We start from the raw sequence: 9,162 nt of genomic DNA, 5'->3' as shown, positions 1-9,162 counted from the left end.
GCATGGCACGGTCCTGGCGGGGGCGGGAGGTCCATGATGGCGCAGGATTGCGCACGGGCATGTTGCAGCGCCGAAGGCGCGCTTTCCGCGGAAGAAAAAATTTCCAACAGACGTGTCGATTCCCAGCCCCCTGGTTCGTTGTACCCAGTGAAGGGCACGCACCACGCGTCCCCACGGGAGACTGAAATGAAAGTGATGGTGATCGTGAAGGCCAATGCCGACTCCGAAGCCGGCCGCATGCCCAGCGAACAGGAATTGTCCGAAATGGGCGCCTTCAACGAGCAGTTGGTGGCCGCCGGCATCATGCTGGCCGGTGAAGGCCTGCACGCCACCCAGCGCGGTCGCCGCATTCACTTCGGCGGCGGCGCGCCCAAGGTCGAGGCTGGTCCGTTCGGCCCCGCCGGCGACCAGATCGCCGGCTTCTGGCTGTGGGACGTGCGCTCGCTGGATGAGGCCGTCGAGTGGGCCAGCCGTGCACCGTTCCATAGCGGGGGAACGCTGGAGCTGCGCCCGCTGATCTCCGCGGAGGACTTCGGCGAAGCCTTCACCCCGGAACTACAGCAGCAGGAACAGCGTCTGCGGGCACAGCTGGAAGGGTGATCCTGCCCCGACTCACTGCCGCCGGGCATGGCCCGGCGCCATCGCACTTCATCACACAGGAGCAATGCCATGAAACTGATTCCTTTCCTCGGCTTCAGCGGCCAGGCCCATGACGCCATGGCGTTCTACGCCAAGGCACTCGGTGGCCAGGTCACCTCTGAAATGAAATACCGCGACATGCCGCCCTCCGATGGCTCGCCGGGCTGCAACGAGATGCCGCCGGAAACCCTGGACCACGTCGCGCACAGCCAGCTGGAGATCGGCAGCGCCATCCTGATGGCGGCCGACGGCCCCGGCGGCGGCGAGGGTGGCTCGACCACCATCAATGTCGACGTCGGCAGCATCGAAGAAGCCGAACGCGTGTTCGCGGCGCTGGCCGAAGGTGGCCAGGTGCAGATGCCGATCGCTGAGACGTTCTGGGCGCACCGCTGGGGCATGTTGATCGACCGCTACGGCAAGCCGTGGATGGTCAACTGCATGAAGCAACCCTGATCCGCTTTCCTGACCCCGCACGGAGCCATACCGATGAGTGCATCCCACCCGCAGATGATCTTCGTCAACCTGCCGGTGAAGGACCTTGAAGAATCCAAGGCCTTCTTCACCGCGCTGGGCTACAGCTTCAATCCAACCTATACCAATGACGATGCGGCTGGCATGGTCATCAGCGAGAGCATCTACGTGATGCTGCTGACCCAGCCTTTTTTCCAGCAGTTCACCAACAAGCCGATTGCCGATGCGCACACCCACACGGAAGTGATCAATGCACTCTCGGCACCCAGTCGCAAGGCAGTTGACGACCTGGTGGACAAGGCCCTGGCCGCCGGCGGCAGCGAACCGCAGCCGGCGCGTGACTATGGTTTCATGTACCAGCGTGGCTTCCAGGATCTGGACGGGCATCTCTGGGAAATCGCGCACATGGACGGCGAGCCCGGCTGAGCGCGGGCGTGCTTGTGCGGGGCGGGCAGGCGTGCTGTGATCGGCGAATGCTCGACCCCGCACTGACGCAGCGACTGGAAACCCTCTGGCGGATGGAGTCGCCGGTGTTGATCGCGCGCCTGGCGCGGCTGCTCGGTGGCGATGTCGGCCGTGCCGAGGAACTGGCCCAGGACACCTGGCTGGCCGCGCTGGAGCGCTGGCCGGAGCAGGGCATCCCGGACAATCCCGGAGCCTGGCTGATGACGACTGCGCGCAACCGTGCCATCGATGTGCTGCGCCAGCACCAGCGGGTGGCGCAGCAGCATGCGCAATGGGGCGAGGAACTGCATCCGGCCGCACTGCCGGCACCTGATGACAGCCAGGCGTTGGAAGACGACCTGGGCGATGATCTGCTGCGCCTGATGTTCGTGGCCTGCCATCCCGTGCTTCCGGCCGATGCGCGGGTGGCGCTGACCCTGCGCCTGCTCGGCGGACTGACCACCACCGAGATCGCTCGCGGCTTCCTGCAACCCGAGCCGACCATTGCCCAGCGCATCGTGCGCGCCAAGCGCACGCTGGCGCAGAAGCAGGTGCCCTATGAAGTGCCGCGTGCGGAGGCGATGCCGGAGCGGTTGGGTTCGGTGCTGGAAGTGATCTACCTGGTGTTCAACGAAGGCTATGCGGCCAGCGCGGGTGACGATTGGATGCGGCCGGCGCTGTGCGAGGAAGCGTTGCGGTTGGCACGCGTGCTGGCGCATCGCCTGCCGGCGCCGGCGGTGCTGGGCCTGTTGGCACTGATGGAGCTGCAGGCCTCGCGCGCGGCGGCGCGGATCGACGCGCAGGGGGCGCCGGTGCTGCTGGATCAGCAGAATCGTGCGCGCTGGGATTGGCTGCAGATCGAGCGCGGCCAGCAGGCGCTGGCACGCGCGCTGGCGGCCGGTGGTAGCGACGATCCCTACGTGCTGCAGGCACAGATCGCGTCCTGCCACGCCGTGGCACGCCGTCCCGGAGATACCGACTGGTCGCGCATTGCCGCGCTCTATACGCAGCTGCTGCAGGTCCAGCCATCACCGGTGGTGGCGTTGAACCGGGTGGTGGCGGTGCTGCGCAGCGAAGGTCCCTTCGCGGCATGGGCGCAGCTGCAGCCGCTGCTGGTTGACGCGCGCCTGCGGGATTACGCGCCGTTGCAGGTGGTGCGCGGCGAGGTGCTGGAGCAGTTGGGCCGTACCGACGATGCGCGCGACGCCTTCGCTGCCGCCGCGACCCTGACCGGGAACGCACGCGAGCGGCAGCACCTGCTGGCCCGCTCCCGCCGATAGATCCTCGCTGGGGGACGGGCGCCCCGCGCCGCGCGCCCGTGCCGGAACGCCCTGATCCGCCTCCCGCCCATTTTGTACACTCGGCAGGGAATTCCCTGCTGGAGAGAGCAATGAAGCGAGCAGTACTGGGCGTGCTGGCCCTGTCGGTGTCCAGCGCACTGATGGCGGCCACGCCGAAATTCGAGGGCGCGCGGATCTCCGCCGACGTCAAGGAACTGGCCTCCGATGCCTACGAAGGCCGCTCCCCGGCCACCGCCGGCGAAGAGAAGACCATCGCCTTCCTCAGCAAGCAGTTCGCCGACGCCGGCCTGCAGCCGGGCGGTGACCTCAAGGACGGCAAGCGCCTGTGGACCCAGGCCGTGCCGCTGCGCAAGGGCGACATCGTCGGCGCACCACAGCTGGCGCTGCACCAGGGTGGCAGGACCATCGCCCTCGAGCAGGGCAAGCAGATTGCCGTGCGCGCCGCCATGAACGGTGCCAGCAATGTCGACATCAGCAAGGCGCCGCTGGTGTTCCTCGGCTACGGCGTGAAGGCCCCGGAGCGCAACTGGGACGACTTCAAGGGCGTGGACCTGAAGGGCAAGATCGCCGTCGTGCTGATCAACGACCCGGACTTCGAGACCGGCCAGGGTGATTTCGACGGCAAGGGCATGACCTACTACGGCCGTTGGACCTACAAGTACGAGGAAGGTGCCCGCCAGGGTGCGCTCGGGGTGCTGATCGTGCATGAAACCGCACCCGCGTCGTACGGCTGGGCGACCGTGGCCGGTTCCAATACCAACACCATGTTCGACGTGGTGCGCGACAACCCGGCCGACAGCCACCCGGAACTGGAAGGCTGGATCCAGCGCGACCTGGCCGTGGAGCTGTTCCGTTCGGCCGGGCAGGATTTCGAGGCGCTGAAGAAGAAGGCGCAGCAGCGCGACTTCACCCCGGTGCCGCTGACCGGCGCCAGCCTGGACGCGAAGTACGCGGTGAAGACCGAAGTGATCACCTCGCACAATGTGGCCGCACGCCTGGAAGGCAGCCGACATCCGGACGAGACGATCATCTACAGCGCGCACTGGGACCACATCGGCGTGGGCGAGCCGGACGCGCGCGGCGACCGCATCTTCAACGGCGCACTGGACAATGCCAGCGGCACCGCCTCGCTGATCGAGCTGGCCCGTGGCTTTGCCAAGGCCAAGCGCCCGGAGAGGTCAGTGCTGTTCCTGGCGGTCACCGCCGAGGAAAAGGGCCTGCTGGGTTCGGAGTACTACGCCACCCATCCGCTGTATCCGCTGGAAAAGACCGTGGCGGTGATCAACATGGATGGCATGGCACCGTTCGGGCCGTCGCGTGACTTCGGCATCTACGGTGCCGCGCGCTTCGAGCTGCTGGACCAGCTGAAGGACGTGGCCAAGGGCTGGGACATCCGCTACACCCCGGACCCGAAGCCGGAAGCGGGCCTGTTCTTCCGCTCCGACCACTTCCCGTTCGCCAAGCGTGGCGTGCCGGCGCTGTCCTGGTCGGCCGGCCAGGACTGGGTGGACGGTGGCGTGGCCGCAGGCAAAAAGGCCTCCGACGACTACACCGCCAAGCGCTACCACCAGCAGGGCGACGAGTGGCAGCCGGACTGGGTGTTTGCCGGTGCCGCGCGCGACCTGGAGGTGCTGTACACGCTGGGCAACCAGCTGGCCAACTCGCGCGCCTGGCCGAACTGGAGCAGGGACGAGTCGTTCCGCGCCGTGCGTGATGCCAGCGCCGACCAGCGCAAGTAAGGGAAGGCGCCGGGTTCGCCCGGCGCCTCCCGGCTAGCGCCGGGCAACCGCCCCCTGGGTGCGGGGGCGGCGCCAAAGGCGCAGGGGTGTGGGTGCTGGTGAGGTGGGGCCCCAAGGGCCTGCGCAAGCCGTGGGAGCGGCGGCGCGAATGCGCCGGCGCGTCCCCGGCTCTACCAGAACGGCTTCCATCCCCGCTTTCCCGCCCTTCGTCGCGGCCCGCTTGCTTGCCCGGCGGGCCGCCCTATGCTCGGCTCACCCCCTTCTTCCAAGGCGCCGCCGTGTTCGCCAGCCTTTCTCTCCTGTTGCGTCACCTGCTGGCCTGGGCTGCGGCGCTGTTCGTCGCTGGCATGGTCTGGAGCGGCATCTTCAGTGGCATGAACGATGGCCCGGGGTGGATTTTCGGGTTGCTGGCGATGTTCCTGATCATTTCCGCGCTGGGCAGTGCCATCACCCACATCCGTCGGGTCTGGCTGGTGGCCGGTCGCCTGGATGCCACCACCTTGTCCGGCCGCCAGCGCCGCCAGATCGAACTGCCGATGGACGCCGGCCACGCCTTCTCCGTGGTGGAAGCGGCGATCGCCGAGCTGCCGCGCGTTGAAGACGTGGAAAGCTCGTCCGGCAGCCTGCAGGTGCGTGCCTATGTGAGGCGGGTCGATCCCTGGAACGGCCGTCCGCCATCGCGCTGGAACCTGCCTGCGCGGCTGGCGATCAAGCGCAACAGCGTGCTGGCCACCGTCACCCCGGGGCAGGGCACCAGCACGGTCACCCTGCTGTTCGAACCGGATGCCGGTTGGTGGGCTGACCTGCTGGCGCTGGACGAAGGCAGCAACTACGAGAATGCCGAAGCGGTCACCCGTGCAATCAGCCGCCGCGTTGCTGACCAGCGCCGCGACGAGCAGGCCGCCGCCGAGCAGACCCAGGTGGAGAAGGAACTGTCGGTGGCACGCCTGAACCTGTTGCATGCACAGGTGGAACCGCATTTCCTGTACAACACGCTGGCCAACGCGCAGGTGCTGACCCGCACCGACCCGGCGCGCGCCGAACAGATGCTGGGCCACCTGATCCAGTACCTGCGCAGTTCGCTGCCGCAGGTGGACGAATCGGTGTCCACCCTGGGCGCGGAGCTGGAGCGCACCCGTGCCTACCTGGAGATCCTGCGGATCCGCATGGGTGCGCGACTGGCGGTGGAGGTGCAGGTGCCGAACGATCTGCTGGGCGTGCACCTGCCGGCGATGGCGCTGCAGACGCTGGTGGAGAACGCGATCAAGCACGGCCTGGAGCCGAAGCCGGGCGGCGGCACGATCTGGATCCTGGCGCGCGGCTTCGATGACCACGTCACCGTGACGGTCGCCGATGATGGCCTCGGCTTCGGCCAGGGCACCAGCGGCACCGGCATCGGCCTGAAGAACCTGCGCGAGCGCCTGCGCCTGACCTGTGGTGAGCAGGCCGGCGTGGCCATCGTCGCCAACTTTCCCAGCGGCGTGGCCGCGACCATGACCCTGCCGCAGTCGAACAAGGAGCACAGCCATGCCGCTTGAGGCCCTGATCGCCGAGGACGAGGAGCTGCTGCGGCAGTCCCTGGCCGAGCAGCTGGGCCGGCTGTGGCCGGACCTGAAGCTGGTGGCCGAGTGCGAGGACGGCGCCAGTGCACTGGAACAGCTGGCCGAAAAGCAGCCGGACATCGCCTTCCTGGATATCCGCATGCCTGGCATCAGCGGCATCGAGGTCGCGCGTTCGCTGTCCGAACTCAGTCCACGCACCCAGGTGGTGTTCGTCACCGCCTATGACCAGTACGCCATCGATGCGTTCGAGCAGGGGGCAATGGATTACCTTCTCAAGCCGGTCAGCGACGATCGGCTGCTGGCCACCCGCGAGCGCATCCTGTCGCGGCTGCCATCGACGCGGCAGGACGATGCCGCGCTGGAGCGCCTGCTGCAGCGGCTGGGCCCCCCGCAGAACGCCGCCGGTCGCCCGCCGCTGGCCTGGATCACCGCCAGCAACGGTCGCGAGACGCAGCTGATCATGCTGGAAGATGTGGCCTACTTCCGTGCCGACAACAAGTACACCACCGTGGTGACCGCCGCCGGCGAAAGCCTGCTGCGCACGCCGCTGCGCGAACTGCTGGAAGTGCTCGACCCGCTGCATTTCCGCCAGATCCACCGTTCGACCATCGTCAACATGAAGGCGGTGGCGGCGGTCAGCCGCGACGATACCGGGCGCGGCGTGCTGCGCCTGCGCCAGCGTGCGGAGACCCTGGTGGTCAGCCAGCCCTTCATGAGCCTGTTCCGCAGCATGTAGCCGCTGCGTTGCTTCTGCCCCGAGGAATGACCATGCCCCGTCTGCTGCTTGTGTGTGCTGTGCTGCTGGCACTGGCCGGCTGCGAAAAATCCAGCAATACGTCGATTACCCGCACGCGCGCCAACGGCGTTGACACGCTGTACAGCAAGAGCACCGTTGTCGATGGCGAGGCGCGGTTCCACTGCATCGCCAGCAGCAGTGGCCAATGCCACTATCTGGTGCTCGATCCGGCCTGCAGCACCGGAACCCCTTGCGCCACACCGCCCCTGCGACGTTTTTCGGTGGCCGTAGGCAGCACCGAAGCCATGCGCGGCCTGCCCAAGGGCTTCCACCCATGCGTCAGCCAGGACCCGATAGAACAATGCCACCGTGAGTGATCACGGTGGCATTGTGGGTCCCCCCGCTTTTGCCGAGGGTCAGTAGGCAGGCTGCAGCGTCAGGTCGTGATGGTGCTCGGTTTCGCCGACGTGGTTCAGCCGCCCCACCAGCTCGGAGTGCTGCTTCATGCGCCCGATCTCGGTCATGATGCGGATGTCCTCGTGGCGCAGTTCTCGCCTGGCGGTGACCGCCTGCTTGTAGTCCAGCACTTCCGGGTAATGCTCGGCCAGGTCCAGCGCCTCGGCGACATGCTCGACGCTGTCGGCCTTGGAACTGATGCGGGCGCGGCTGTTGAAAGCCTTCATCCAGCGCTCGAAGCCCGCCTGCTGGTCGAACATGTTGGCCATGAACCAGATCACGAACAGGATCGATACCCACGAGCCGAACACGATCACCACGCGGGTGAACGTGATATGGAAGTCGTCGCGCCACAGGTAGTTGGCAATGAGGCCGAGGATCAGCAGCGAAGCGGCCTGCCAGCCGATGATCGAGGCGATCAGCCACTGGCACTTGGCCTGCGCCAGTACTGCCACTTCATCCCGGATCTGCTGCTCGCTCAGGTTGCGCCAGTGCGCGACCTGTTTGTCGAACGGGCTGCGGTAGAGCTCGTTGTCGCGAAGCAGAATTCCCAAACCCTTGAACAAAGCAATCATGGCTGGCTCCTTGTGGAACGTGCGTCGATCAGCATTGGACGGTGTGGCGTGCTCAGTTCTAGCACTTCCAGCGAACCGTGCAATGGGCGCAATGCCCTGCGGCGCAAGGGTTTTGTCTGAATGGGTGAATATTGTTGCTATGCAGCATGATGGTCGTGGCCTGCGACAAGATGTCGCAGGGTGAAATGTGCTGCGGACGCACATGAAACCGAAGCTGAGTGCGGGAACTCGCCGGCGGCCCCGTGATCGACCAGAATCGGGTCGGATCGCGCAATGCGCGGCCATTCCTTCCCGCCAGGACCCGTGGTGATGCCGGCTCTGCTTCAGCGATTGTCCCGTCCCGTCACTGCGCCGATCCGGCGCTGGGTGCTGGAAGCTTTCCCGCGTGGCCAGAGCGGCATCGATTACGACCATCCGCGGGGTGACCCGGGGTGGTTCGGCCCTGACAGCGTCACCTGGCGGCTGCATGCCGAATTTCCCTCGATGCTGGCCGGTGGCCTGTGCGCGCTGATGTTGCAGACGCTGCATCCGCGCGCGCTGGCCGGGGTCTACGACCATTCCAATTTCCGCCAGGACCTGGTGGGCCGCCTGCGCCGCACGACCGCCTTCGTCGCCGGGACCAGCTATGCCCCTGCCGGCGAAGTCGAGACGCTGGTGGCCAGGGTGCGTCGCGTGCATGAGCGGATCCGCGGGCACACCGCGCAGGGCGAGCCCTACGCCGCCGATGATCCGCAGTTGCTGACCTGGGTGCACGTGACGGAGGCCTTTGGTTTCCTGCAGGGATTCCGCCGCTATGGGCGGGAGGTGCCGGCGCACATCGCCGACCGCTACTACGACGAATATCGCCGCGTGGCCGAGGCACTGGGTGCGGTGGACGTACCGCGCAGCGAAGCGGAAGTGGCGGCGTACTTCTGCGCGCGGCAGCCGGAGCTGCGCGTCGACGAACGCTCGCGCGAGGTGCTGGACGTGTTATCCGGGGTGCGCCTGCCGGTACCCGTGCCGGGGCTGTCGCGCGACGTGTTCCTGGGTGCGGGCGCGGCGCTGCTGCCGGACTGGGCCGAGGGCATGCTCGAGCGCAGTGGCCGCCAGCGTGCGCAGGCGGCGGCGTCGGCGAAGCTGATGCAGGGCATGGCGCCGCTGTTCCGCCGCGCGCTGCCTGATGGCCTGGCCAGCCGTGCCTGTGCGCGCATGGGCGTGTCGGCGGAGATCCTGCGCGCGTGGCCCGCAGTTGCCTGGTAG

The 9,162-nt window shown here is 67.2% G+C and carries 10 protein-coding genes; 9 read left to right on the top strand and 1 reads right to left on the bottom strand.

What is annotated here, in order from left to right; translation table 11 throughout:
• Positions 1-186 precede the first annotated feature (186 nt).
• The 8 genes from A9K58_RS11245 to A9K58_RS11210 all read left to right on the top strand — a co-directional run bounded on the left by A9K58_RS11245 (position 187) and on the right by A9K58_RS11210 (position 7,269).
• The gene (locus A9K58_RS11245; RefSeq protein ID WP_065199441.1) at positions 187-600 is read left to right on the top strand and encodes a YciI family protein; all 414 of its coding nucleotides are present in this window, start codon (positions 187-189) and stop codon (positions 598-600) included.
• A gap of 69 nt (positions 601-669) precedes the next feature.
• Entirely contained in the window at positions 670-1,092 is a 423-nt protein-coding gene (locus tag A9K58_RS11240) for a VOC family protein (protein ID WP_065199440.1), read from the top strand.
• Positions 1,093-1,125: 33 nt separating this feature from the next.
• The gene (locus tag A9K58_RS11235; protein ID WP_065199439.1) at positions 1,126-1,536 is read left to right on the top strand and encodes a VOC family protein; all 411 of its coding nucleotides are present in this window, start codon (positions 1,126-1,128) and stop codon (positions 1,534-1,536) included.
• A 47-nt stretch (positions 1,537-1,583) separates the two neighbouring features.
• On the top strand, positions 1,584-2,834 hold the full coding sequence (locus tag A9K58_RS11230) for an RNA polymerase sigma factor (protein ID WP_065199438.1): 1,251 nt from the start codon (positions 1,584-1,586) through the stop codon (positions 2,832-2,834).
• Positions 2,835-2,944: 110 nt separating this feature from the next.
• The gene (locus A9K58_RS11225; RefSeq protein ID WP_065199437.1) at positions 2,945-4,594 is read left to right on the top strand and encodes a M28 family metallopeptidase; all 1,650 of its coding nucleotides are present in this window, start codon (positions 2,945-2,947) and stop codon (positions 4,592-4,594) included.
• Positions 4,595-4,872: 278 nt separating this feature from the next.
• Entirely contained in the window at positions 4,873-6,132 is a 1,260-nt protein-coding gene (locus A9K58_RS11220) for a sensor histidine kinase (protein ID WP_065199436.1), read from the top strand.
• Entirely contained in the window at positions 6,122-6,892 is a 771-nt protein-coding gene (locus tag A9K58_RS11215) for a LytR/AlgR family response regulator transcription factor (RefSeq protein ID WP_065199435.1), read from the top strand. Before A9K58_RS11220 ends, A9K58_RS11215 begins: the two co-directional genes overlap by 11 nt.
• A gap of 32 nt (positions 6,893-6,924) precedes the next feature.
• A complete protein-coding gene (locus tag A9K58_RS11210; protein ID WP_065199434.1) occupies positions 6,925-7,269 on the top strand; it encodes a hypothetical protein in 345 nt (114 codons plus the stop codon).
• A gap of 39 nt (positions 7,270-7,308) precedes the next feature.
• Here the strand turns inward: A9K58_RS11210 and A9K58_RS11205 are convergent, their stop codons facing one another.
• Positions 7,309-7,923 (bottom strand): hypothetical protein, encoded by a 615-nt coding sequence (locus tag A9K58_RS11205; protein WP_065199433.1) that lies wholly within the window; start codon positions 7,921-7,923, stop codon positions 7,309-7,311.
• Positions 7,924-8,232: 309 nt separating this feature from the next.
• Between A9K58_RS11205 and A9K58_RS11200 the strand changes: the two genes are divergently transcribed.
• Positions 8,233-9,162, top strand: a complete 930-nt coding sequence (locus A9K58_RS11200) for an oxygenase MpaB family protein (protein ID WP_065199432.1) — start codon at positions 8,233-8,235, stop codon at positions 9,160-9,162.

It is taken from the genome of Stenotrophomonas maltophilia, assembly GCF_001676385.1.
In the GTDB taxonomy this organism is placed as follows: Bacteria; Pseudomonadota; Gammaproteobacteria; order Xanthomonadales; family Xanthomonadaceae; genus Stenotrophomonas; species Stenotrophomonas maltophilia_J.
The sequence above is the reverse complement of the archived record's forward strand: the minus strand, read 5'-3'. Positions and strand labels throughout refer to the sequence as shown.